This is a genomic window from Peribacillus sp. NPDC056705 (assembly GCF_043656335.1).
In genome coordinates this window covers 1-25,727 of sequence record NZ_JBHTYI010000009.1, presented here as the reverse complement: position 1 = coordinate 25,727, position 25,727 = coordinate 1, and the positions used below count along the sequence as shown (strand labels likewise).

The 25,727-nt window shown below is 39.9% G+C and carries 27 protein-coding genes; 23 read left to right on the top strand and 4 right to left on the bottom strand.

Annotated elements, in window-relative coordinates; genetic code table 11:
* Positions 1-463 precede the first annotated feature (463 nt).
* The 16 genes from ACFRAK_RS13540 (at position 464) to ACFRAK_RS13465 (ending at position 16,138) form a co-directional block, all read left to right on the top strand.
* The gene (locus ACFRAK_RS13540; protein ID WP_387597142.1) at positions 464-2,104 is read left to right on the top strand and encodes a SulP family inorganic anion transporter; all 1,641 of its coding nucleotides are present in this window, start codon (positions 464-466) and stop codon (positions 2,102-2,104) included.
* A gap of 84 nt (positions 2,105-2,188) precedes the next feature.
* Entirely contained in the window at positions 2,189-2,602 is a 414-nt protein-coding gene (locus tag ACFRAK_RS13535; RefSeq protein ID WP_192203773.1) for a MerR family transcriptional regulator, read from the top strand.
* A gap of 223 nt (positions 2,603-2,825) precedes the next feature.
* Complete coding sequence (locus ACFRAK_RS13530; protein WP_394571871.1) at positions 2,826-4,343, top strand: carboxylesterase/lipase family protein; 1,518 nt, start codon at positions 2,826-2,828, stop codon at positions 4,341-4,343.
* Complete coding sequence (locus ACFRAK_RS13525; RefSeq protein WP_387596105.1) at positions 4,340-4,516, top strand: hypothetical protein; 177 nt, start codon at positions 4,340-4,342, stop codon at positions 4,514-4,516. The genes ACFRAK_RS13530 and ACFRAK_RS13525 overlap by 4 nt, the downstream gene beginning before the upstream one ends.
* 80 nt (positions 4,517-4,596) lie before the next feature.
* The gene (locus ACFRAK_RS13520; RefSeq protein ID WP_394571870.1) at positions 4,597-5,946 is read left to right on the top strand and encodes an amino acid permease; all 1,350 of its coding nucleotides are present in this window, start codon (positions 4,597-4,599) and stop codon (positions 5,944-5,946) included.
* A 17-nt stretch (positions 5,947-5,963) separates the two neighbouring features.
* A complete protein-coding gene (kynA, locus tag ACFRAK_RS13515) occupies positions 5,964-6,809 on the top strand; it encodes a tryptophan 2,3-dioxygenase (RefSeq protein ID WP_394571869.1) in 846 nt (281 codons plus the stop codon).
* 23 nt (positions 6,810-6,832) lie between these two features.
* Positions 6,833-6,958 (top strand): hypothetical protein, encoded by a 126-nt coding sequence (locus ACFRAK_RS13510; protein WP_387596097.1) that lies wholly within the window; start codon positions 6,833-6,835, stop codon positions 6,956-6,958.
* A 302-nt stretch (positions 6,959-7,260) separates the two neighbouring features.
* Positions 7,261-7,914 carry a nicotinate (nicotinamide) nucleotide adenylyltransferase gene (gene nadD / locus ACFRAK_RS13505; RefSeq protein WP_387706130.1) on the top strand — a complete coding sequence of 218 codons (654 nt, stop codon included), beginning with the start codon at positions 7,261-7,263 and terminating at the stop codon, positions 7,912-7,914.
* A 247-nt stretch (positions 7,915-8,161) separates the two neighbouring features.
* Positions 8,162-9,193 carry a sulfate ABC transporter substrate-binding protein gene (locus tag ACFRAK_RS13500; protein WP_394571868.1) on the top strand — a complete coding sequence of 344 codons (1,032 nt, stop codon included), beginning with the start codon at positions 8,162-8,164 and terminating at the stop codon, positions 9,191-9,193.
* Positions 9,194-9,263: 70 nt separating this feature from the next.
* Positions 9,264-10,103, top strand: coding sequence for a sulfate ABC transporter permease subunit CysT (cysT, locus tag ACFRAK_RS13495; protein ID WP_387596088.1), 840 nt, complete (start codon positions 9,264-9,266; stop codon positions 10,101-10,103).
* Positions 10,104-10,114: 11 nt separating this feature from the next.
* Positions 10,115-10,999 (top strand): sulfate ABC transporter permease subunit CysW, encoded by an 885-nt coding sequence (cysW, locus tag ACFRAK_RS13490; RefSeq protein ID WP_387706126.1) that lies wholly within the window; start codon positions 10,115-10,117, stop codon positions 10,997-10,999.
* 10 nt (positions 11,000-11,009) lie between these two features.
* Positions 11,010-12,074, top strand: coding sequence for a sulfate/molybdate ABC transporter ATP-binding protein (locus tag ACFRAK_RS13485; protein WP_387596085.1), 1,065 nt, complete (start codon positions 11,010-11,012; stop codon positions 12,072-12,074).
* Positions 12,075-12,600: 526 nt separating this feature from the next.
* Positions 12,601-14,013: a C40 family peptidase gene (locus ACFRAK_RS13480; protein WP_483878286.1), complete on the top strand. Its 1,413-nt coding sequence runs from the start codon at positions 12,601-12,603 to the stop codon at positions 14,011-14,013.
* 200 nt (positions 14,014-14,213) lie between these two features.
* Positions 14,214-14,648: a hypothetical protein gene (locus ACFRAK_RS13475; protein WP_192208180.1), complete on the top strand. Its 435-nt coding sequence runs from the start codon at positions 14,214-14,216 to the stop codon at positions 14,646-14,648.
* Positions 14,636-14,935, top strand: a complete 300-nt coding sequence (locus tag ACFRAK_RS13470; RefSeq protein ID WP_098371236.1) for a YxcD family protein — start codon at positions 14,636-14,638, stop codon at positions 14,933-14,935. The genes ACFRAK_RS13475 and ACFRAK_RS13470 overlap by 13 nt, the downstream gene beginning before the upstream one ends.
* 228 nt (positions 14,936-15,163) lie before the next feature.
* Positions 15,164-16,138 carry an aldose 1-epimerase gene (locus tag ACFRAK_RS13465; protein ID WP_394571866.1) on the top strand — a complete coding sequence of 325 codons (975 nt, stop codon included), beginning with the start codon at positions 15,164-15,166 and terminating at the stop codon, positions 16,136-16,138.
* A gap of 39 nt (positions 16,139-16,177) precedes the next feature.
* Here ACFRAK_RS13465 and ACFRAK_RS13460 read toward each other — a convergent pair whose 3' ends face one another.
* The gene (locus ACFRAK_RS13460; RefSeq protein WP_342615297.1) at positions 16,178-17,566 is read right to left on the bottom strand and encodes an amino acid permease; all 1,389 of its coding nucleotides are present in this window, start codon (positions 17,564-17,566) and stop codon (positions 16,178-16,180) included.
* 503 nt (positions 17,567-18,069) lie between these two features.
* Here ACFRAK_RS13460 and ACFRAK_RS13455 point away from each other — a divergent pair.
* From ACFRAK_RS13455 to ACFRAK_RS13445, 3 genes are all read left to right on the top strand, one after another.
* Positions 18,070-18,237, top strand: coding sequence for a YezD family protein (locus tag ACFRAK_RS13455; RefSeq protein ID WP_098371233.1), 168 nt, complete (start codon positions 18,070-18,072; stop codon positions 18,235-18,237).
* A 171-nt stretch (positions 18,238-18,408) separates the two neighbouring features.
* On the top strand, positions 18,409-19,194 hold the full coding sequence (locus tag ACFRAK_RS13450) for a serine hydrolase (RefSeq protein ID WP_387599382.1): 786 nt from the start codon (positions 18,409-18,411) through the stop codon (positions 19,192-19,194).
* Between the two features lie 87 nt (positions 19,195-19,281).
* On the top strand, positions 19,282-19,896 hold the full coding sequence (locus tag ACFRAK_RS13445; RefSeq protein WP_387599385.1) for a YdcF family protein: 615 nt from the start codon (positions 19,282-19,284) through the stop codon (positions 19,894-19,896).
* A gap of 33 nt (positions 19,897-19,929) precedes the next feature.
* Here the strand turns inward: ACFRAK_RS13445 and ACFRAK_RS13440 are convergent, their stop codons facing one another.
* Positions 19,930-20,190 carry a hypothetical protein gene (locus ACFRAK_RS13440; protein ID WP_387599388.1) on the bottom strand — a complete coding sequence of 87 codons (261 nt, stop codon included), beginning with the start codon at positions 20,188-20,190 and terminating at the stop codon, positions 19,930-19,932.
* A gap of 278 nt (positions 20,191-20,468) precedes the next feature.
* Here ACFRAK_RS13440 and cspC point away from each other — a divergent pair, with 278 nt between their 5' ends.
* Positions 20,469-20,669: a cold shock protein CspC gene (gene cspC / locus ACFRAK_RS13435; protein WP_010331195.1), complete on the top strand. Its 201-nt coding sequence runs from the start codon at positions 20,469-20,471 to the stop codon at positions 20,667-20,669.
* Between the two features lie 125 nt (positions 20,670-20,794).
* Here cspC and ACFRAK_RS13430 read toward each other — a convergent pair whose 3' ends face one another.
* Positions 20,795-20,962: a hypothetical protein gene (locus tag ACFRAK_RS13430; RefSeq protein WP_179086028.1), complete on the bottom strand. Its 168-nt coding sequence runs from the start codon at positions 20,960-20,962 to the stop codon at positions 20,795-20,797.
* Positions 20,963-21,791: 829 nt separating this feature from the next.
* On the opposite strand from ACFRAK_RS13430, the gene ACFRAK_RS13425 reads away from it, so the two are divergent.
* From ACFRAK_RS13425 to ACFRAK_RS13415, 3 genes are all read left to right on the top strand, one after another.
* The gene (locus ACFRAK_RS13425) at positions 21,792-22,289 is read left to right on the top strand and encodes a hypothetical protein (RefSeq protein ID WP_394571865.1); all 498 of its coding nucleotides are present in this window, start codon (positions 21,792-21,794) and stop codon (positions 22,287-22,289) included.
* Between the two features lie 189 nt (positions 22,290-22,478).
* On the top strand, positions 22,479-23,279 hold the full coding sequence (locus ACFRAK_RS13420; protein WP_394571864.1) for a hypothetical protein: 801 nt from the start codon (positions 22,479-22,481) through the stop codon (positions 23,277-23,279).
* 60 nt (positions 23,280-23,339) lie between these two features.
* A complete protein-coding gene (locus ACFRAK_RS13415; RefSeq protein ID WP_394571863.1) occupies positions 23,340-24,008 on the top strand; it encodes a tyrosine-type recombinase/integrase in 669 nt (222 codons plus the stop codon).
* 60 nt (positions 24,009-24,068) lie between these two features.
* Here ACFRAK_RS13415 and ACFRAK_RS13410 read toward each other — a convergent pair whose 3' ends face one another.
* Positions 24,069-25,301: an aminopeptidase gene (locus tag ACFRAK_RS13410; RefSeq protein ID WP_387600244.1), complete on the bottom strand. Its 1,233-nt coding sequence runs from the start codon at positions 25,299-25,301 to the stop codon at positions 24,069-24,071.
* Between the last annotated feature and the right edge of the window lie 426 nt (positions 25,302-25,727).

Genomic DNA, 25,727 nt, shown 5'->3' with positions numbered 1-25,727 from the left:
CATGTTTTGAGCAATCTTTCTCAAAACATGCTTTTTCTATTGTAATCAAGGTTTCCGGCATGGGGAATTAGTCCAAAGTTCAAACCTCCTGATTCGTAGTCTGAATCTCCAGCTTCAAATTAACCAGACTGGAAGTATGGTCCCGGATTGTAATGGAAATGTAAAAAGACAAAAAAATTGTAAACAAATGTTAATATTACTAACAATGTACAGTTTAACGTTTTACTGTATAATGTTGAAGCGTGGTCGAGACCATGTCAAATAACTTAACAAAGGAGATTACATATGACGATTATTTCTTAGTTTTGAAAAGTCCCCCGCATGGTTTGTCTCGTTGAAACAACCTACAATAGTTAGATTCATTTCAATCAAGTAATTTCCTCAAGAATGAAAGAATGTCATTTTTCCTGATGATGGTAGATTCATATTTGAAAAAACGACTAAGGATGTGAGTTTGAAAAGGATGATAAAAGATTCTAGATTTCAAGGGTATAATATGAAGGGTTTTCAAAAGGACGTAACGGCAGGATTGGTTGTAGGTGTTGTAGCCATTCCTTTAGGATTGGCTTTTGCAATTGCTTCAGGCGTCGAACCAATATATGGGTTATATACGACAATCATCGCTGGAATCCTCATATCGATTTTGGGTGGCTCCAAGTATCAAATTGGAGGACCAACCGGGGCGTTTGTTCCTTTATTATTTGGAATCGTCATGCAATATGGGTATGAAAGTCTGCTTATTGCCGGGTTTTTAGCGGGGATGATATTGGTCTTGATGGGTCTTCTTAAGTTGGGCAATTTGATGAAGTTCATTCCCCGTCCAGTCATTATTGGATTTACAACAGGAATTGCGATAATAATCTTTTCAGGGCAAATTGCCAACTTCTTTGGCATGAAAGTGGAAAAACATGAAGCGTTCATGGATAACATGAAGGAACTGGTGATTAAAGCAGACACGATCAATATATATAGTGTGTTTGTTGCGATTATATGTTTTGTCGTCATACTGCTGGCACCTAGACTCCTGCCCCGGGTGCCGGGACCGCTTCTGGGCCTGCTGCTATCAACAATGGCAGCCTACTTTTTATTTCCCGATAAGGTGGCCACGATTGGTTCCACGTATGGAGCGATTCCGAAAGGTTTTCCGGAATTCCAAGTGCCGGAGCTTTCAGTGGAAGTCATTATCACACTCCTTCCCGTTGCGTTTACAATTGCTTTGTTGGGCGGTGTCGAGTCATTGTTATCCGCTACCGTGGCCGATAACATGGGGGGAACCAAGCATGATAGCAATAAGGAATTGGTTGGGCAAGGAATTGCGAACATCGCAACCCCATTCTTCGGCGGGATACCTGCAACAGGTGCTATTGCCAGGACAGCTACCAATATTAAAAGCGGGGCAGTCTCCCCGATGTCCGGAGTCATTCACGGTATTGTCGTTTTACTGGTTTTGCTGGTGCTTTCTCCATATGCAGCACATATACCTTTGGCTAGCATGGCTCCCATATTGATGTTTGTTGCCTGGAATATGAGTGAAAGAAAGGAATTCGCTCATGTATTGAAAACGAAGACGACAGATTCTGCGGTTTTGCTGGTCACCTTCCTCGTAACTGTCTTCACTGATTTAATCATGGGAGTGGGAATCGGCTTATTGATTGCATTCATCACCTTCATTGCAAAAATGAGCCACACGTTAAAGGTTAGGGAAAGAAGTCATGAGATTACTGAGATTGTTCCAATTGATAATTCGGAGTCAAAAATCAATGTGTATAACTTGGAAGGCCCTCTCTTCTTTGGTTCGATAGACGTCCTGGAGTCATCGATATTGGAGAACTTGGATAATAAGACGAAAGTGTTGGTATTAAGCATGCGCCGGGTAACATATATGGACACTTCAGCAGAGGCTGCGCTATTGGCGATTGTTAATCGCATCGGTAAATATAAGGGGAAATTAATCATTTCCGGAATCCAGCAGCAACCAAAGGAATTGTTACTCAGTACAGGTTTGTATCATAAGATAGAAAAACAGCACTTTTTTAAATCGAAAGAAGAGGCCCTGTATTTTGCCAAGAAGCAGTTGAAGGGCAATTCGGATAAAGTAGTCTAATAGATTCATCCTCGAAGTCACCTTTTAGGATAGTTATGTTATAGTATCGTTAACAGTAGATTTTAAAAGAAGGTGACTATCTGGGTGAATGTATATCGGATTGGACAGCTTGCTGAACTTGCGAATGTTTCGCGAAGAACCATTGACTATTACACACAATTAGGAATGCTGAACTATGAAAAAACTGGGTCAAGATATCGATATTACACAGAAGATGCTTTAAATCGTCTTCAAATGATTAATCGGTATAAGGAACAGAATATGCCGTTGACTGAAATCAAGGAACGGTTACAAGTCTTGTCTGAAACCACAGTTGAGTCCGAGCAAGTCCTCTTGATGGTGGACAAGATATCTACAGATCTTAAAGGACTGGAGAATGAATTGCTTGAATTAAAGCCGTTACTGGAACAGCTCGATGAACAGCAATTAACATATGCTGCACAACAGCTTTCCGTTCGGGGCAGCTCTTTATTGAGCATCATTGCCATGCTCACTTAAGCTAATTGCCGAGTTCAACAAAAAAGACCTGATTGGGTCTTTTTTTGTTGAACTGGTGATTTGAAAGTCTATATCCAAACTCATAACCTGAGCTTTATACGATAGCGGTACTTATTTTTGCTTAACTGACTCTATAAATCTTTTTTCGATAAAGATGAAGGATATAAGGGAATGGAAAAAGAAGAACTTAAATATCTACTACTATATGATGAGGTGAAAGGGAATGATTGGATCAATAGTTACGACGGTAAAAGGACATCTTCAAGGTACTATGGAAAACGATATATGCGTTTGGCGTGGAGTCAGGTATGCTAAAGCGCCGGTCGAGGCACTGCGTTTCCGCTCACCGGAGCCAGTTGATAAGTGGAGCGGTGTCATCGATGCAGTGGATTTTGGTACCATTCCCCCGCAGCCGATGGATCGGGCGGTAAGAACAGGAATGGCCGGAAATGAAAAAATGGATGAAGATTGTTTGTTCCTGAATATTTGGTCACCTAGAGCTGATGATAAAAAACGCCCGGTCATGGTCTGGATTCCTGGAGGAGCATATATAACGGGAGCTGGATCCCTTGATATGTACAATGGACATTTACTGGCTAAAAATGGAGATGTAGTCGTAGTAAGCATTAACTATAGGCTGGGGGCACTGGGGTATCTGGACTTTACCGAGTTGGCAGGTGATAGGGAAATATTTGAAACCAATTTAGGTTTACGTGATCAAGTTGCGTCTCTTAAATGGGTTAAAGATAATATAGAAGCGTTTGGCGGCGACCCTGATAATGTTACGATATTTGGTGAATCAGCTGGAGGCAATGCGGTTACCACTTTACTTACTGTTCCATCAGCGAGAGGTCTTTTTAAACAGGCCATTGCAGAAAGTCCCGCTCCAACATCTGTTTACGGAAAAGGATTTGCGCGCCAATTCAGTGAACGGTTCCTTGAGATATTGGGCATTGGAAAGAATGAAATCCATCGGTTAAAAACACTTCCAGTTCAACAGATTGTCGCGGCCTCCTACCAACTCTTGCGGGAAAACTCACAAGCCATGCCGGGCTCACTATCCTTTGGACCTGTCGTAGATGGTGCCTTCCTGCCCGATTATCCACTAGATTCGATTCGATCCGGAAAAGCAAAGGGAATACCCTTGCTTATAGGAACAAATAGGGACGAAGCGACATTATTCGAACAGATGGATCCCCCTTTGATCCCGACTAATGCGGCAATGATTCATAAAATGTTCGAAAATACAGACCCTGAGGCGAAAGAGCGAATTACGAATGCTTATATAAACTACCCAGAAAAGAAAGCTGTGCTTGGCATTGGCCGTGATGCGACCTTACATATTCCCTCGGTTTGGTATGCGGAGGCATACAGCAGCTTTGAAAAAAAAACTTGGATGTACCGTTTTGATTATAAAACGGCGGCAATGTGCATAAGTAAATTAGGGGCGACGCATGGTATGGAAATCCCTTTTGCCTTCCAGACTTTCGACTCGGCATTTGGGAAACGGATCACTTCATTTGGTTCAAGGTCAGCTGCCCTAAAGGTTTCCCACAGAATGCAGGGCCATTGGGTTAACTTTGCGAAACATGGAAACCCAAATCCCCCGGAAGGTGAAATTTGGCCGAAATATGATGAAACCAACCACTACACCATGATTTTTGATAAAAAGGATTATATTGAAAAAGACCCTGACAGGATGATAAGGTTGGCATGGGAAGGGGTGGGGATTTACAAGTGAAAAATAGTGGATGGGAAGAAAGCGGGGAGAACTTGGATATCAACAATTTCATGTCAACGAAAGATTATGCGGGAATTTTGGATCAGGAAGATCCATTAGTTTCTTACAGAGAAGGGTTCTATTTGAATCCATGGATGAGTTGTCATTGGAAGATTGGAAAAGGTATGGAATAGACGGCTGGGTCCTAGCCCGGCAGATTATATGAAAACTATGAAAACAAAAGGGGAATCATTGCCTGGAATGGGAGCAACATATGGAGAAAAATAAATTGCATCGTGAATTATCATCGAGTCAAATCACAATGATTGCCATGGGGTGTGCAATTGGCACCGGATTATTTTTGGGGAGCGGTCTTGCGATTTCTACGGCAGGTCCAAGTGTACTTATCAGCTATGCAATTGGTGCATTCATTGTCCTTCTGCTGATGGGCTGTTTGGCGGAAATGACTGTAGCCCACCCAACATCGGGATCCTTTGGGACCATTGCTGAAAAATATATAAGTCCATTTGCGGGTTTTGTTGTGAGATATTCATATTGGATAGCTAATGTCCTTGCCATCGGTGTCGAGGTGAGTGCCATCGCTGTTTATATGAAATATTGGTTCCCGGATGTACCTTGGAGCGTTTGGATTTTCCTTTTTGCTGCACTGCTAATCTATGTAAATGCGACGAGTGTCAATACATTCGGGAATTTTGAGTATGTATTTTCCATGATCAAAATCAGCGCCATTGTCATATTCATACTACTGGGCGCCTACGTGGTGTTTGGCGCCGAACCGTCAAGCGGGATCGGTGTAGAGAACTATGCCAATGATGGCGGTTTTATGCCTTTCGGTTTTTGGGGGCTCTGGGTCGCCATATTCATTTCTCTCTTCAGCTTTTTAGGAACTGAGTTGATTGCGGTGACGGCGGGGGAAGCGAAGGATCCGGATATTGCCGTCCCTAAAGCTTTGAAGGCAACTGTCTTCAGGCTTGCCACTTTTTATTTACTGACAATCGGGATCATGTTAATGATTGTACCTTGGCAATCGGCCGGTATTGATAAAAGCCCATTTGTTAGGGTAATGGAAATCCTGAATGTTCCCGGTGCATCGGGGATCATGAATTTCATTATTTTAACCGCTGCAATATCTGCAATGAACAGTCAATTATATGCCTCCACCAGAATGATATTTTCATTATCCGAGCAGAAGCAGGCTCCAGCCTTATTTCAAAAAGTGAGCAATAAAGGAGTCCCGGTAAGAGCCCTCCTCATATCCACTTTGGGCATATTTCTTGCTGCAGGAGTAAAGGTCCTGCTTCCTGATACTTCATATGCATTCATGATGGGCATATCGATGTTCGGAGCCATTTTTACCTGGTTCATGGTGTTCATTTCCCACTTATTTTTCAGGAAGAGGTGGGAGAAATCGGGGGGACGCAAATTACCGGTTAAAATGTATGGATTTCCATATCTAACTCTACTTGGTGCATTTCTTTTGTTTGCTTTGACGGTATCCACCTGGTTCACTGGCCCGTTTAAAATTGTACTCCAGTTCGGTGTACCATGGCTGATCTTTCTTTGCATTGTTTATGTATTGATGTCGAAAATCAAAAGAATGTAAAGGGAAAGAGGGATAGTATGGATAAGGGTCCAAGAGATGAACACCGTTCGGAAGAAAGTATGGTAACTGATTTTGAAAAAGATATGTCCTATGGGGACTACCTGCATTTAAATCAAATATTATCAAGTCAGCATCGGCTTTCCGGTCATCACGATGAAATGTTGTTCATCATCATTCACCAAACAAGTGAATTATGGATGAAATTGATCCTCCATGAATTGACTGCAGCAACAGCCCTTATTGAGGCAGGATGTTTGGAGCCTTCCTTTAAGATGCTATCCCGAGTGGCCAGGATCCAACAGCAACTTGTTCAATCCTGGAATGTACTTTCGACCTTGACACCATCCGATTATATGGAATTCCGGGAGAAACTAGGAAACTCTTCAGGGTTCCAATCATATCAGAACAGGTTGATAGAATTTGCAATGGGTCAAAAGAATTCGCAAATATTGGCCGTTTTCCGTCACAAGCCCGAGCTTTATGAGTCGATGATGGCAGCCTTGAATAAACCTAGTATTTATGATGCGGCTATAGGGGCTTTGGCTACAAGAGGGCTTCCCATTGATCAATCGGTCCGCAACAGGGATTGGTCTGTAATTTATCAGGGAAATGCAAGTGTTGAAAACGCGTGGCTGACAGTTTACCGTGATGTGCATAAATATTGGGATTTGTATGAATTGGCCGAAAAGCTTGTTGATATTGGAAGTCAACAACAGTTCTGGAGATTCAATCATATGAGCACCGTCGAACGGATCATCGGTAATAAAAAGGGAACTGGCGGATCGTCCGGTGTAAGTTATCTGAAGAAAGTGGTCGAACAGCCATTTTTTCCTGAGCTTTGGACATTAAGGACCAAACTGTAAGCTTGGACTTGCGGGAGAAATACATGAATCAATGGTTAGATATTTTAAAGCGCCTGAATGAAAATACGCTATATTGGCCAGGAGATACGCAATATTCATATCGGCTGAATTCATCAATGGCTGAAGGGTCAACTGTCAATGTAGGGTAAATCCGGATGAGTACCCATTAGGAACTCAAATGGATGCCCCCTTTCATTTTGATGGAAATGGAAAGAAATCCTGTATATTGGCACTGCTACTGTGGTAGATGCAGCTGAAGCATTGGCATGAAAGATTTTGAAGGCATAGAGGGGGCCGGCAGTTGCTGACAAGAGGTCAATGGAAGGGTTGGTCCTTGACGGACTGGAGCCTGGACTGTACGACTTGGCCGCATTGCCGGTTGCATGAGGGGAAGGAAGCGAGTCCGGTCAGGGCCGCTGTGAAAAGGAAAGGCAGATGGGGAGAGATAAGGATGGGCAAAATTGGAGTTTATGGATCTTCCTTCGATCCGGTCACGAATGTGCATTTATGGACAGCATCAACCATTTCGCATCGTGCAAAGCTAGACAAGGTGATTTTTTTACCTTGCGCAAATGGCCGTATCGATAAACAGATGAAAACGAGCAATGAACACCGTTGGGAAATGCTGAATTTGGCAATAGGGGGCAACCCGCTGTTCGAAGTTAGTGATTATGAAATCAATGAACGCGCCGGAACGAGTAAACAATATACTTGGTACACGATGGAATATTTTAAAGCACGATTTCCAAATGACGAAGTTTATTTCATAATGGGTGCAGATTTACTTGAAGATATTGATAATCAAGAGTTACCGGTACACTTACGATGGAAATTCAGGGAAAAATTGATTGCCAATCATAAATTCATCGTCATGGCACGGAATGGGATCGATATGTTGAAAATTATATCCAAAAGTCCATTGCTAAGAAATTATGATGATGGCAATACATTTCACCTTATAGATAAAGGTCTTTCCATGGAAATCAGTTCTACATATATAAGGGATGAATTCGCGATGGGCGGGGAGCCAAGATATTTACTGCCTGATCAGTGTTATCAGTATATCGTGGACAATAAGCTGTATCAAAAAGCATCAAATTCATAAGTGTTGGCCAGGTATTAAAGGGCTCGATCTCCCCGTTGGATCGAGCCCTTTTCGTTTGAGAAGTTTGTATTAAAATAAAAGTACATGTTTATTTGTAAAACGCAGTTGACAACTTGGTATACTTTGTTTTATGTTAATATAAATAAATTCAGAATATTTGCTGATCAGAGAACTGAAGGCATACTATCTCCAAAAATAAAAAGGGAAGTAGTGTGCTTTTTTTGTTGCAAAAAACAGGGGGGATTCCATGAAAAAATTTATGGTATTATTGACAAGTTTGATTTTAGCCTTCGGTGTACTTGCAGGATGCAACTCGGAAAAAACGGAAGGGGACGGGTCATCAAGGTCAGTCGAGCTACTGAATGTGTCATATGATCCGACACGGGAACTGTACCAGGAATTCAATGAAGCGTTCGTGAAGCACTGGAAAGAAGAATCCGGTCAGGATGTAACGATTCAACAATCACATGGCGGATCTGGTAAACAGGGCAGGGCCGTTATTGATGGATTGGAGGCGGATGTCGTTACATTGGCATTGGCCTATGATATTGATGCCATTTATGAAGCGAGTAACCTATTAGCAAAGGATTGGCAAAAACGTTTACCGGAAAACTCGACACCATACACATCAACGATTGTGTTTTTGGTGAAAAAAGATAACCCTAAAGGCATTAAAGATTGGGATGATCTTATTAAAAAGGATGTATCCGTCATTACACCAAATCCAAAGACAAGCGGAGGGGCAAGGTGGAATTACCTGGCTGCCTGGGCTTATGCGGAGAAGAATTTCGATAAGGACGAAACAAAAGTGAAGGATTTCATGAAAAAGCTTTATCAGAACGTTGAAGTCCTGGATTCAGGGGCCCGCGGTGCAACCACTACTTTTGTAGAAAGGGGTATTGGTGACGTACTTATCGCTTGGGAGAATGAAGCCTATTTAACACTGGAAGAATTCGGTGATGACAAATATGAAATCGTCAATCCTTCCATCAGTATATTAGCAGAGCCACCGGTAGCTGTTGTCGATGAAGTGGTCGAGAAAAAAGGAACAAAGGAAGTGGCTGAAGCTTACCTGGAATACCTATATACGGATGTCGGTCAGGAAATTGCCGCGAAAAACTTCTATCGTCCAAGGGATGAGAAGGTTCTGGCTGAATACGAAGACCAATTTGCAAAAATCGATATGGTGACTGTTGAAGATACGTTTGGCGGCTGGAAAAAGGCCCAAGAAACACATTTTAATGATGGCGGTACATTTGACGAGATTTATCAACAGTAATAAGCATGAAGGAGAAGATGGCTTTATCGCCTTCTCCTTCATAAATCGGAAAAAGAGCTGAGGCGAAGCTATGAATATAGTGACAGAAGGTAAACAGACGAAAAAGAGGACCATACCCGGTTTTGGATTGACGATGGGTTTTACGTTACTCTATCTTTCCATCATCGTTTTGATTCCGTTATCCATGGTTTTTCTAAACACATTTTCAATGGGGCTTCAGGACTTTTGGGCGACCATAACTGAGCCGAGGGTTGTTGCTTCGTATAAATTGAGTTTCCTGACAGCGTTAACTGCGGCCTTTGTGAACGCAGTTTTTGGTGTGTTAATTGCCTGGGTGCTTACTCGTTATGAGTTTCCCGGCAAACGGATCATCGATGGACTGGTGGATTTGCCTTTTGCCCTCCCGACTGCCGTGGCAGGAATTACTTTGACCACCCTGTACTCACCGAACGGATGGATTGGGCAATTTTTCGGCTTTAAAATCGCTTTCACTCCTGCCGGAATCATCATCGCCCTAATATTTATCGGCCTTCCATTCGTGGTGCGGATGGTTCAACCGGTGCTTGAAAATATCGAAAAAGGGATGGAAGAAGCGTCTGCTTCTTTAGGGGCGAATCGAATGCAGACATTTACTAAAATCATCTTCCCGGAATTGATTCCAGCGATATTGACTGGTTTTGCACTTTCGTTTGCGAGAGCACTTGGAGAGTATGGGTCCGTAGTCTTCATTGCCGGAAATATGCCGTTTAAAACGGAGATTTCCCCGCTGATCATCATGACAAAGCTTGAACAATATGATTATGAAGGGGCAACAGCTATTGCGGCCGTCATGCTCATGATTACATTTATAATTTTGTTCACCATCAATATCTTGCAATGGTGGACCGGCAAAAGGTATTCAGGGAAGTAGGAGGAAATATGATGGAACATGGTAATTCAGTGGTTGCTGAAACGAAGCACCCAGTCAGCATTACGAGAAACGCAACAAAAGAGCCTAAATCGATACAATGGGTCCTTATTTCAATTGTATTGCTATTTTTGACTTTGTTTTTAGTTGTCCCATTAATCGCAATCTTTGTAAAGGCTTTTGAAAAAGGTGCAGAAGCCTATTTTGCGGCCATTGCCCATCCTGATTCCTTGGCTGCGATTAAGTTAACATTGATCGTTGTCCTCATCACCTTGCCACTTAATGCCATATTCGGGATTGTGGCTGCGTGGACCATAACAAAATATGATTTCAAGGGAAAAAACTTCTTAATAACACTGATAGATTTGCCTTTTTCCGTTTCACCCGTCATTGCTGGGTTGATTTTTGTTCTTCTGTTTGGCTTACATGGAACATTTGGTCCGCTGTTGCAATCCTTTGACATTAAAGTGATATTTTCAGTACCGGGGATTGTCATCGCTTCCATTTTCATCACCTTCCCATTCATTGCACGCGAATTGATCCCGCTCATGCAAAGTCAGGGGACGTCTGAAGAAGAGGCTTCACTCACGCTGGGTGCTGGAGGGTTTAAGACATTTTGGTATGTGACGCTTCCCAATATAAAATGGGGACTTCTATATGGAGTCATCCTTTGCAATGCAAGGACAATCGGAGAGTTTGGGGCTGTATCGGTCGTATCGGGCCATATACGGGGCATGACCAATACGATGCCGCTTCATATTGAAATCTTATACAATGAATATCAATTTTCGGCTGCATTTGCCGTTGCATCCCTGATGTCCATCTTTGCAATCATGACCTTGATCATTAAAGGTTTCATAGAATGGAAAACCGACTTTAAATCAACCAAAGCGAGTTAGGAGGAATGAAATGAGTATCATCATTGATAATGTTACAAAATATTACGGGTCCTATCAAGCACTCCAAAACATCAATTTGGAAATAAAGAGCGGTGAACTCGTAGCCCTCCTTGGACCTTCCGGATCGGGGAAAACGTCATTACTGCGTATCATCGCCGGTCTTGAACAAGCAGAGAACGGAAGGATCCTCTTCAATGAAGAGAATTATACGCATAAACATGTAAAAGATCGAAATGTGGGATTCGTCTTTCAGCATTACGCCCTTTTTCGAAATATGACGATTTTTGATAACATTGCCTATGGATTAAAGGTCCGCCCTAGAAAAATAAGGCCAAGTAAAAAAGATATTGAACAAAAAGTCACTGAATTGCTTCAGCTTGTAAAGTTGGAAGGATATAAAGATCGTTATCCATCCCAATTATCTGGCGGCCAGCGGCAGCGTGTCGCATTGGCAAGGGCACTTGCGGTTGAACCGAATATCCTTTTGCTTGATGAACCATTCGGGGCATTGGATGCCAAGGTTCGCAAAGAACTTAGGCGTTGGCTAAGAAGGCTTCACGACGAATTCAATGTTACGAGTGTGTTCGTGACGCATGATCAAGAAGAGGCGATGGATGTTGCCGATCGGGTGGTAATCATGAATGAAGGGAAAATTGAACAGATTGGAACTCCGGAAGAAGTATATGATCACCCTGAAAATCCTTTTGTTTATGATTTCCTCGGCAGTGTCAATCTATTAAAGGGCAACGTCCATAAAGGAAAATTGGTAACTGGGAATGTGGAAATGAATGCCCCGGACATTGAAGATGGAATGGGCACTGGTTATGTAAGGAATCATAACTTTATCATAGAAAGAGAACCATCGGAAAAGGACTCGATCGCATCCATCATTGACCATATCCATACGATTGGCCCCATCGTCCGGATAGAAGTCATTCGTCAGGATACAAACGAACCGCTGGAAATCGAACTGACGAAAGAACAATATTTGAATCTGGGAATAAGCAAAGGGGAAAGGGTATATGTCCGTCCAAAAGAATTGAGAGTTTTTGTCGACTTTATGGCTGGGATTTAAGAATGGGTCGAATATTGACGGGAAAACCGCTAAGAGCGGTTTTTTTTAGTTTTTTTAAGGATGCTGACAGGAGGGACTTCCCGTAAAGGTAAATAAGCTGCAAACTGTTATAAAAGGGCTTCCTTGCAATCGGAAATGGAGAGTTTTTACCCGTCAATAGTCTATGGTCACATAGTGCCATAGACTAGATAAAAAGTCTTGCATCAAAATAAGAAGAGTGTTATGTAAGATATTGGATGTTATATCACGAGAAAAAGTCGAATTTTAATGTTTAATGTTAAAATTGAAATATAATTGTAATATTGTTATTACGCATTTGACAAAATCTGATGATATACTACGACTTAGATGAAAACATAGTAGAGTTTAAGAAATGTTTTAATATAATCACAACGTTAGAAGATTACATAAAGAGTAAAAAAAATAGAGAAGAGTTCCCAGCAATTTATTTTGACTAATGATTTTTCTTAGAGAAAAAGAAGTGGGTCGATGGAAATGCAAGGGGAGGAAAGCAGGGGAAATGAGTTTGAAGAAAAAACTTATCGTATTGAACACGACAATTATGCTTGGATTAGGGAGCGCTTTTGCCATACCGTCTGTCAAAGCTGAATCTATCTCGGATATTCAATCACAACGCACAGGAATACAATCGGATATTTCAGAGGCAGAACAAGTTATTCAGGAATTGAAAAAAGAACAAACGAAGATGAATGCACAAATTGCCCAGATAGAATCGGCAATGAAAGAAAATGACCAAAAAATCAAAGATACTAAACAAGAAATTAAAGACACCGAAAAAGACATAGATTCTTTAAAGAAAGAAATTAAAGCGTTGGAAGAAAGAATCGCAAAACGCGAGGAAGTCTTGAAAGAGCGCGCGCTTTCATTCCAAGAGAGCGGCGGGGACGTAGAGTACCTGGAAGTTGTTTTAGGTTCTAAAAGCTTTGGTGAATTCGTTAATCGTGTTGGAGCGGTAGCCACCATCGTGGAAGCTGACCAACAGATTCTAAGAGAACAGGAAGCGGATAAAGCTGACTTAGAAAAAAAACAAGCGACTGTTGAGAAAAAATTGCAAAGCCTAAAGGATATGGAAGTAGAACTTAAGGGCATGCAATCTCAAATTAAAGATCAAAAAGCTGAAACTGTCAAAATGAAGGAAATCGTTGAAAAGAAAGAATCGGAAACAACGGCCCTAAAACAATCTTTAGAGAATAAAGATGCCGGTTTAGAATCACAAATTGCGTCCATTCGTGAAAATATCAAAAAAGAGGAAGAACGTAAAGCAGAAGAGAAAGCGGATCTTGACCGTGCTGCTGAAGAAGTGAATTCTTCAAATTCTTCCAATGATGGATCATCGAGTTCTTCCAATGACGGATCATCAAGTTCTTCAAGTAAAGAATCAACAAGTGCTTCTAAAGCTGAATCGTCAGCATCTGGTTCGTCTAAAGGTGAAGCATCATCTAATTCATCTAAAAGCAGTTCCGTTGATAAACCTGCAGCAGCTAGTAAGCCAGCAGTAAGTAAAACTGAAACATCAAGCAAGCCTAGCAGTGCAAATACAGGCTCTGCCATTACAGCCGGTTATAAATATATCGGTAACTCCACTTATAAATTTGGTGGCGGAAGAACGGCATCAGATATCGCTAACGGTCTTTTCGATTGTTCAGGATTCGTTGCATGGGCTTATAAACAAGCTGGTGTGAACCTTCCAGCAAATACGGGTGCATTGACAAGTGCAGGACGTCAAGTATCCAAGAGTCAAATGCAACCTGGAGATTTAGTGTTTTTCAATACCTACAAAACTGATGGGCATGTCGGTATTTATGTCGGCGGCGGCAAATTTATCGGTTCCCAAAGTTCAACAGGTGTTGCGATCGCCAATATGGAAAGCGGATATTGGGCAAGTAAATTCAACGGCCGTGTCGTTCGTGTAAACTAATCGTTCTTTAAGTAAGCGGGGGAGTAAATGCCCCTGCTTATTTTTTTTGAAAAAAATCGAAAAAAATGAAACTTATTTTGAAATTGAACGTAAATACTATAAGATAAAACAAGGATAGGTGATGTGGACTTTCAGTAAATCTGGGAAAACATTTATAGAATCAACATTCCATACTATTAAACGGAGGCAAAAAAAACATGATGAAAAAATTTATGGCTGCATTACTTACAATTACACTAGCATTCTCGCCAGTCGGCACTTATGTATTCCAAGATCATTCGGAGTCAGTCGATGCAAGGGGTTACAAGTCCGGAAAAAGAAGTTTTAACAGCAACAACAATAACAAATCAAATTTCCAAAATAAAGAAACTAAGAAGTCCGATGCTACTACTGCTAATAAAGCCAAGACTGGAAATACATTCTCAAAAGGCGGCTTAATGAAAGGAATTATGCTAGGTGGACTGGCAGGTTTACTTTTTGGTAGCCTATTCGCCAATATGGGAGCCCTTGGTTCTATACTTGGTCTATTAATCAACGTGTTAGCGGTCGTTGTATTAATCGTTGTAATCCGTAAAATATTCACATATTTCAAAGATAAGAAGAAGAAAGAGGATACAAACCCATGGAGAGGCTAAAGATTTCCGAACAAGATATCATCAATGCGGTTTGTGTTTACATTGCCCGTAAAAAACAGGTACAACCCAATGAGGTAGAAGTGGAGTTAATGTTTGATGATGATTATGGCTTTTCGGCGGAAGCGTTCGTCGATGGCCGGAAACAAGTGTTAATTACCATCAACTTGATAGAAGCGCTTCGCTTATGGCTGGATGAATATATGAATAAAGATCCATACTCTGGTATTGAACTTGTATTGGATGATGAAGAAGGCATAGTGGCTTTAGTAAGTGAAAGTAATAGATAAGGAAAAAAGGATGCCGTTACGGCATCCTTTTTTTATTTAATAAGGCACAAGGCGATCTATGCGGAGGAAAAGGTTAAAAAAGAAATAGAAAAATAGTAAAGCGAACTAAGCAAAATCCTAGATTACCAACACTTATTTCAAACTCAAAAATATATATTTTCCATTTGTTGCAAAAAACGGTCCGTGGAAGTAGGATTGATATATGTTCAAGTCAAAGGAGGAGAATTAGTGAAAGGTTATATTGAAGATATCATTTTTTTAAATGAAAAGGCCATAAAGTTCGGCAATGAAAAAGTGGAAGCGATAATTGCGCCATCTTTAGGAAGCAATCTGCTTTCGTTGAAGTACAAGCACAAGGATATTGAGTTGCTGCGCACTCCGGATAGCGTGGAAGAGTATAAAAAAGCTCCCATTTTATATGGAATGCCAATCCTGTTTCCTCCTAATCGGATTGAAGGTGGTCAATTTACATATAAGGGGACTGTATATAAGTTTCCAATCAATGAAATGAAAAAATCCAATCATATTCATGGTTTTTTGCATGACAAGCCGTGGCAAGTCTGCAAAAAGGAAGTGAACGGGAAAGCAGTGGTCATTAATACTGAATTTTCAAGCAGCGATTTTGATCTAAAAGGCAGCTTTCCACAAGATATCATTGTGAATATGTCTTTCTCTTTAAAGGCAGAAACATTGGAAATACAATTGGAAATCACCAACAAGGGCATTGAACCCTTTCCATGGGGAGCAGGTTATCATACCGTATTCAATTTTCCATTTGGAACAGGGAGTAAATTGGAGAATTGCAGAATATCACTTCCTGTCAATAAACATTGGGAGTTGAATGAAAGGTCATTGCCCACTGGTGCAATTCATGAAACGGACAATACATTGGAAATCCAAAATGGTATTAGTTTGGACGGCAGGCAATTTGATGACATATTTGGCTATGATGAGGAAAGAGCGCTGGAAAACGAGTGCATACTTACTGACCGAGAGGCTGGCATACAGGTCATCTATCATGTCGATCGACATTTTAAGTTTTGGGTATTGTTCAACCAGCAGGGGTTTGTCTGTCCCGAACCATATACATGGGTAACGAATGCTCCTAATTTGGATTTGTCTGCAAAAATGACTGGATTGCGGGAGTTATGCTCAGGGGAAACGGTTCAGCTGAAAACTAGATTGATTATGAAAGATATATAAAAAACACCTTGGCATCCATAAGTGCCAAGGTGTTTAAGGTTATGCTTTTTTTCTCATCCATAATGGGTATAGGACGATTCCGAATACATATAATGCTATGCCAAGTATGAATGTATTCATATCAGCTGTACCTGTCTTGATGACCCAGATCGAGTAAATTAACGCCAGGATGGTAATGATGCCATCACGTACCCTTGAGCCTTTCATGATGTCATAGGTTTCCCCAGTCATGACTAATTTCAATTGATACAGAACCGAAGCAAGATACGGGATCAAGTAAGCGAGTGTAGCGACAATCATCGAGAATTGATAAGCTTCCAAAATCGTACCCGAAATAGTGGAGAATAAGAATATCTGTGTCATGATATTTGTTATTGTCATAGAACGGACGGGTGTGCCATTTTTGTTCGCTTTCGCAAAATAGGCCGGAAACAGGTCCGATTTCGCTGCCTGGTAAGGAACCTCTGATGCAACGACAATCCATCCGATTGTAGATCCCAATAAGGAAATGACGGCAAGAGCAGCCATTAAATACGTACCGCTTGAACCAACTACAGCTTGCAATGCGTCAACAAGCGGTTTTTGAGATATTTTCAAATCGTCTTGCGATATGGCACCCATCGTCAATAAAGTAATGCCGATATAAATGGCAACTGCGATAAGTAAACCAAGGATCGTCGCTTTCTTTACATCATTTTGTGACTTGGCGCGGTTTGACAGCATGACTGCGGCTTCAATACCGATGAAAGCCCATAATGTTGAAATTGCAGCAGCATTCACTTGATCACCTAAAGAGATTGCAGATCCCGCCTTATCATAAAATTCAGCTCCGTTCCCTAGGTTGGAAGTATCGAAAATGAAAATCGTGATAATGATGAAAAATAAGAATCCAAGCACTTTGGTAACCGTGGCAAAAAGATTCATTTTCCCAGCGCTGTTAAAACTTCTTACCAAGATTGCCTGAATCCCCCAAAGGGCAACGGAACATACCGCAAATGTTAATGCTTTACCCAGTTCAAGTTGAAACGACCCGGCTGTATAAATCACTTTCGCACTATGCATCACCGGGAAAAACGTTGATAGGTAACCAGCAAATGAAATGATGACAGAAGCTGTCGCAGCCCAATTCGCAGCCCAATAGCCCCATGCCATGCTATAACCTGAAACCCTTCCTTTAGCAGGGGATTTAAATAATGATTGAGCATAACTTTGCGGTCCAGCTTTCAAATCAGGTTTCCGCACTGCCAGGTTACCAAACACCAAAGCTATTAGAAAAACTCCCAGTCCAGTAACGATCCATGCCAATGTGGCCCCTAATGGACTGGATACCTGTGCTAATTGAGCAGGGAGCATGAAAATTCCGCCGCCGACCATATTCCCAATAACGAATGTGGTCAAAATCAATAAACCCCATTTTTTATTTACCATTTATATCGAACCTTTCTTAAATAGGTGTGTGTTTATACCGACAACTTATACTAAAATAGTATATCTCAAATAGTTTAGTTTGGTAAAGTGGTAAATAAGTAAAATGTAAAACGCAGACTAATCAGAAAATTATAATTTTCATTGACAAAACGAGGGAATTGGATTATATTAGTAAATACCAAGTTAGTTGGTAAGAATAATGTGGTTTTCCTTTGGTTCGTGTTTTTCAATAACATATGCAACTCCTAAATATTGCCGATTAGTCAACTAAAGGCACCCTTACATCTACTTCTGATAGATGGCGGGTGCCTTTTATCTTTTATTAGTGAGGGGAGGGGAATGTGGAGTTCCTATTAACTGGCTATTCTTATACGGAAAGTAATGTGAGGATATGATAGGTAAACCAACTTCCTCAAGAAAACATGGAAAGCGGGAAGCGTACGGGCGCTTTAAACAGTAGGCATGAAACGAAACTTTATTACCAGTAGTGAAGGGGAGATATTATGGAAAAGAAAGAAGAATTGAAAATCAGGCATATCATTTCAAGCTTGGAAGATCTGCAATATGGATCCGTGATAATAACCATACATGATGGTGAAATCACACAGGTGGATACAACCGAGAAGAAACGATTCCCATTAGTGAAGGGCAGGGCAGTTAAATCCAGATGAATATTCGTTAGTAACGGGGCTTTCGATATGAAGGCTCTTTTTTATGCAAAAAATTATTCAATTGGAATTTAGAAGAAGATTGTACTGCATTCAACATGGTAGAATAAGTTAGGGGATAAGGGAGTTTTTTATAGGGATTTAAATGATATCTAAGGGAGGAACAGGAAATAGATGACCTTACAAACTATAGAACATGATATCTTGGCATTAATTGAAACATTTAATGGGAAAATCGCATATAAAATTGAAAATGGTCATGGGGAAACGATTGGATACCACGAGAATGAATCCTTTCAATCAGCGAGTCTTATCAAAATACCGATGATCATCGAAGGTTATCGTCAAAGTGAACAAAAGAAAATCTATTTGAATCAACCAGTGACCATCCCGCCTAATGAAGTGACAGGGGGATCTGGGGTTCTGCATGTCTTATCGAATAAAGTATTTTTAACTGTTGAGGATTTATTGACATTGATGATAACTGTTTCTGACAATACATCCACGAACATGATGATGAACCTGCTGGGATTTGAGGAAATTAATCAATGCATCAAGGATCTTGGTTTGAAAAACACTGTCCTTGAACGAAAAATGCAGGATTTTAAGGCATTAAAAGAAGGGCGCGACAATACCATATCGGCGGAAGATACGATTACCTGCCTGAAAGCGATACATACAGGAAACTTTTTAACGAAAGAAAGCCAAGAAAGAATATTGCGTGTATTTGACAATCAACAATTAAGGGATAAACTTCCTTCACTGATGGGCAAAGGGGTCAAGGTAGCAAGCAAAACTGGTGGAATTCGCGGAGTTTCCCATGATTGTGCAATCATTCGTTCAGAAACACAAACAGTCTATGCTGCAGTTCTTACTGAAGATATGAAATCAGAGGAAGAGAGCCGTCAAGTGATCAGTAAAATTGGAAAATTGATATATGATGATATTGTCGCAGAATAAACAGTCAGTTTGAATATTTTTGGAAGTGCGGGAAGTCTTTCGTGATTTCACGCTCTTCGATTTTGGCTATAGAGGGGTCAGTGAAGAATGTTAAATGAAAGGAAAATGAAGCGGGGAAAAACCTTGAAAAGCGCGATGAAATTGGGCGTAATGAGTGTTGTTATATTACTGGGGTATTTTGGTTTTTTACACATGAAAATTCAAGAAAGCATTCACCAGCAAATTCCTGAAAATGCCGATTACCTCATTATTCTTGGAGCAAGGGTCAAAGGTTCGGTTCCATCATTATCACTACAATACCGGATTGATAAAGCTGCAGAATATTTAAAGGCCAATAAACAAACAGTGGCCATTGTATCTGGCGGAAAAGGACCGGGGGAAGATATATCGGAAGCGAAAGCAATGCAACAGGGGCTAATCGCCCAGGGAATTGAAGATGCGCGCATCATGATGGAAGACAAATCTACAACAACTCACGAGAATATTGTTTTCTCAAAAGAACTCATTCCTGATACAGCAGCTACAGGATTGATTGTAAGCAATGACTTTCATATCTACCGGGCAGTTGAAATAGCAAGAAAAGAAGGCTTGGACATGAAGGGGATGCCGGCAAAAACACCAAAAGTGTCACTGTTGAAATCATATACCCGTGAATATCTTGCAATTACCAAATACTATTTATCAGAGTTGATTGGGAGGTAACATCCAGAGGCTAAAGATGGGAGGTTGCTTTCTTTACTCAACTTCCACGACAACATAAGGAACTTCCCAGAAGTCTTTCTCTTGATATAGCTCCTTAAGTGTCTTAAAAACGGGAAAACCCGTATAGGAAATCTCGACTTGTTCATCAGCATCCACTTCTTCCACATCTATATCATCAACAAAACCAAGTTGATCATTGCTTTCCATTAAATAAAATCCGAGTGCCTCATACCCGCTATAGGCTACAATTACCTTACTGTCAAAACCGTTATTGGATACCTTGTAATATTTCATTGATTGACCTCCTTGTTGATCATCCTTGGTACTGTTTCTTATTACTCTGATATACCCATTTATTAATATCTGAATCATTAAATTGGATAAATAAAGAAAATGGGAAGGAGAAAAGAACTGAAGCCGTCTTTAAAATATCACTGGATAATTTGCTATCTTCATCAATTCATGTTACTCTAATAAAGAATTGTTTTTGATTGTGGAAGAGGATACTGATTATTTTCCAAATGATTAAAAATAGTAATACAATGTGTGTTATGCACTAGGAGGCAACAACAATGGAACAAGGTACAGTTAAATGGTTTAATGCAGAAAAAGGTTTTGGATTTATCGAACGTGAAAACGGAGACGACGTATTCGTACATTTCTCAGCTATCCAAAGCGAAGGCTTCAAATCTTTAGACGAAGGTCAAAAAGTAACTTTCGACGTTGAGCAAGGCGCTCGTGGAGCTCAAGCAGCTAACGTTCAAAAAGCTTAATTTCTAAATTAAATCGTAACCGATATGAACAGACTTCCTCAATGGGAGTCTGTTTTTTATTATGCTAAAAAATGAAAGCGAAAAAAATCCCACTCTGAAATGAGTAGGGTTTTAGTGACTTGTCATTAAGCTTTTTTTAATTCCTCTTCAAAGAAAAAAGTAGTTGGATGTTCTTTAACAGTGTAAGAATATCTCTTCATGTTTTTTACATATGCCCATTTATTAATGGTTACTGATTCATTAGTATCCTGAATAGTTACTGTTTCACCAGTATTATACTTATTGCTTCTCAATTTAGCCACCCTCTTTATTAATAGTATAACATATTTGCGAATGAAAGATGTGTTCAAGATGTTCCAATGATATATTGGGGTTGAAAAATCAGGCTATGTATACGGAACTAGCCCAATTATTTTGGCTGTACAAAACTAAAAGCCTGAGGGTGATTATAAAGGTGCATAAAAAAACAGCCAATGTTCCGAAGTAATTCAGGAATCATGCGGCTATATATCTGAAGAATTCAAGAATTTCAGTTATTTAAAACGCCCAATCCCCATTACGGAAGACAGGTTCCGAAGTGCCGTCCTGTTTGATGCCGTCGATGTTGGCTGGAAACGTTGATATATAAGGGTTTTGTGGATATTGAAAGAAAGGATAAAAATGGATAATGACAAAAACGCTTTTTTTATGACCACTGCGTGCTTCAAAAATTTTATGGACATAACTTCCGAAAATGGTTACATCTTGTCAACAGGCAAGAAAATTTGTATTGGAACTCATCAACTTTGAAGGGAAAACACTAGATGAACTTATTGATATATACCATTTTATTTTGATAAGGAAATAAAAGAACTTTCCAAGAAAATTAGGTGATATGTCTGCCGTCTTCATATCGCCTTAATAGGCTTATTCAGTTGGTTACAGTGTAATAAATGTCTAAGATAAACTTATTAATTTATTACACTGTAATTATTAATGTCAAATATAAAAGATGATTTTAATAATATAGATAATCGTTATTTTCATATTTTTCTCAATTTTTGGTAAAAACAGATTACTTATACATTTAAAGATAGTTATAAATGTATATGTAACATTTTCAAAAAAAGAGGAGTGAATTTTATGAGAAGACTTATGAGGAATAGCGTATTATTAAGCACCATTCTTGTTTTTCTGATACCAGTTAGTGCAAATGCTTATAATACATTTAAAGGGCATAAAATGACTTCAGGAATTGGAAACCATGGTAAAAGTACAAAGTTTTATTGCGTTGATTCATCTGCAAGTACGTACTCTACAAAAATAGCAAATTCATTTGACAGGTGGATATATTCTTCCGAATATGCAGGAATATTAACCCCAACATCTTATAAAAAGACAACAACTAAGAGTGCTAGCACTATTGATCATTATCGCGTAAACTCTCTTTCAAATCTTGGAAAAGGTGTTGCAGGAGTAACTTATTTTTATGTTAACCAAACAAAGGTTCTTCCGCAAAATCAAAACTGGTACTGGTCAAAGATTCAATTAGCCAAAGATGTACTAACTAGCTATCCCAAATACCAACAAGTAACTATTAGTCATGAAATTGGGCATACTTTGTTGCTATTTATCAAGTAAAGAGGTGTGGTCGATTTCCCCTCCAGATGCTCGCTTTCCGCGGGGCGGGCGGTGAGCCTCCTCGGCGTAAACGCCTCTGGGGTCTCACCTGTCCCGCTGCTCCCGCAGGAGTCTCGCACTTGCGCTCCAATCAACCTTAAATCGTTTAGTTTTTAAAAACAACAATCTTTACGAAAGGAGTGAAGGAAAATGAAAAAGAAGAAATTTGTATTTTTTTGTTTGTTATCATTTTTCGCTTTATCAGCGTGTAGTAATACAAATGATGAATCTCAAAATAAGGAACAAGATGAATCTAGACTTACGGCTGAAAACGATAAACCAAGAGGTTCTACTAAAGAAGAAGGTGATACAGATAGTGAAGAAGCTTCTGTGGATATGGATAACGTAACCGTTGCAGATGCTCAACTTTCTTTTATTTTTAGTTATGATGATGTAGAACATTTAATGAGAGATTCAGGACTTTCCGTTGAAGGCGAAGTTGTAGCCACTGAAAACTACGTACTTATGGATGAAGAAGTTGGATTTGGTAGTCCATTTACAAAGCTAACTTTTAAAGTTAACCAAGTTTTAAGTGGTGACTCAAGTTTAGAAGGACTAGAAATAACAATATTAGAAGGAGGTGGGTATATTACCGCTGAACAAGATGGTATGAAAGATAAATTTGCAGATTTAACAGAAGAGGAATTAAAGGAAACATCTTTTGTAATATATAATGGGCATAGACCGTCTGTAAAAGGTGATATATTGGTTGCCTTTCTAGCGAAGGGTAGCTCTGAAACTGGATTTGAATATTACTCATTTATTGGAGCATATCAATCTAAATTTGAATATGATGAAAATAGCAAAAAATATGTGAGACCATCTGAGAATTATGATGAATGGGTAGCGGGAGTGAATACAAGAGCGGAAAGGAGTGATATTGAAGAACTGATACAAATAGAAGAAGATATTAATGATGAGGTGACTAAATTAGTAGAAGAAGCGGAATAAACATAATATTGCTTATAGAGAAATTTACTTGATGAACAATGGCCCCATATCAATCCTAGAATGGGTCTTTTTAGAGTACAAAAAATTGAACCTTCGATAGTCCAAAGATTTATTTATGATTTGGTAGAAGAAACTGCTTTATGTTCTAATACGATTAAGAAAATTATTGATATGTTGAAGGTTGTTTTTAGAAAGGCTGTTAGTTTAAAGCTAGTAAATGAAAATCCAGTTTTAAATGTAACGTTGCCAAAGAGAAACAATCTTGAAATGACCGCTTGGGATACTGAACAGGTTGAATATTTCATACAACAGTCAAAGAAGCATCGATTTTATACGGTCTATTTAATTGCGTTATTAGGTGAAATAACGGGATTGAAAAAGGAGAGAATCGTTGTTGTCGGACATAAGCTGAAGCATGGTCAAAACTTCAATGATTATGATTTAGTTGTTTGTACACGCTATGGTAATCCACTGGATTCTGCTACTCTTTCCAAAAGACTTAAAGCCCAAGCAATAAAGCTAGGGTTACCTACAATCCGTTTTCATGATTTAAGACATACCCTTGTAACGATGCTAATCAAACAAAATGTGAATGTAAAGGTCATCTCGGAGCGAGTTGGACATACATCCATTCAAATTACGCTAGACAAGTATAGCCACGTGCTTCCTAGTATGCAGAAACACGTGGCTGATGAACTTGATAATTTGTTTAAAATTAAAGAAATGTGACCATTTTTGTGACCACCCAAGGTTCTAGACCTTCAAAACCCCTCTATATCAACGCTTTAATTAAAACGCCCAATCCCCATTACGGAAGACAGGTTCCGAAGTGCCGTCCTGTTTGATGCCGTCGATGTTCATTTTCTCTGATCCAATCATGAAATCGACATGTGTAAGGCTTTCATTCAGTCCATTTTCTGCAAGCTCTTCTGGACTCATGTTTTTTCCGCCTTCAATACAGAAAGCATAGGAGCTGCCGATAGCGAGATGGTTTGAAGCATTTTCATCGAATAATGTGTTAAAGAATAAAACATTCGATTGGGAAATCGGTGAGTTGAATGGAACAAGTGCCACTTCACCAAGATAGTGTGAACCCTCATCCGTTTCAACCAATTGTTTCAGGATTTCTTCCCCTTCCTCTGCTTTTACTTCAATGATCCGTCCTTCCTTAAAGGTCACGGAAAAATTATTAATGATGTTGCCACCGTAACTAAGGGGTTTCGTACTGGAAACCGTACCATTAACACCTGTTTTCAATGGAACCGTAAACACTTCTTCGGTAGGCATGTTAGCCATGAATTCATGACCCTGTACGTTGATGCTTCCTGCTCCGACCCATAGGTGTTTGTCGGGTAACTCGATTGTCAGGTCTGTTCCAGGAGCCGTGTAATGCAATTTTTGGTAATGCTTGTCATTTAAATAATCAACCTTTTCATGCAGGGTATCATCGTGTTTTTTCCAGGCCTCCACAGGGTCCTTCACATCAACACGAACTGCTTTGAAAATGGCTTCCCATAGCAGATCAACGCGTTTTCCTTCTGCCTCTTCAGGGAATACTTTATCAGCCCAAGCCTCTGAAGGGACGGCAACGATGGACCAGCTTACTTTATCGGATTGCATATACTGACGCCACTTCTTCAGTGCAGTCCCGGATGCTTTTTGGAAGTTGGCAATCCTTTCTGGCTTTACACCTTTTAATAAGTCAGGGCTGGAGGAGATGACGGATAGATAGGCAGCTCCGTTTTCTGCAAGTTCGATCGTTTCTTCCGCTCGCCACTTTGGATACTCTTGGAACACCTCATCCGGAGCCAGTTCATATTTGGTACGTGAAACAATATCGTCATTCCAATTAACGATGACATTACGCGCACCGTTCTCATAAGCCTTTTTTACAATGAGACGCACAAGGTCAGCACCCTCTAATGTTGTGTTTACGACAAGGGTTTGATCTTGTTGGATGTTAACACCGACTTTTACGGCAAGTTCTGCATATTTTTCTAAATTCGTTTGAAAATCACTCATCATTTCAAAACTCCTTTTCCATTTTCTACATTTATAATTGTACTTAATTGTCATATAAAAAAGAAACTTTTTACATCGTTTGTGAAAACTTATAGGTATTAGACGAAGGGGTTCATTATAACCGGCAAGGAGATGAAACAGTTAAGGCTCATTCACTTTAGCACAAACCCCGGCACCATTTTCGTATGAACCACCTCGAGTAGCAGCCGGTTTGTCTACCTTGCATTCTACCAAAATTATCGAAGGAAAGACTATTGAAAAGGTTTGAATAATTGAATAATTTGATTATTTGGGACAGTGAACAATGAACTGAAAGAAAGAGGGCCTCTTTTGAACTGCACCCCAATTGTTAGACAACATCTAACAATTGGAGGTGCAGTTTTTTTGACTAAATATACGATAGACGAAAAATCAAATGCAGTTTTA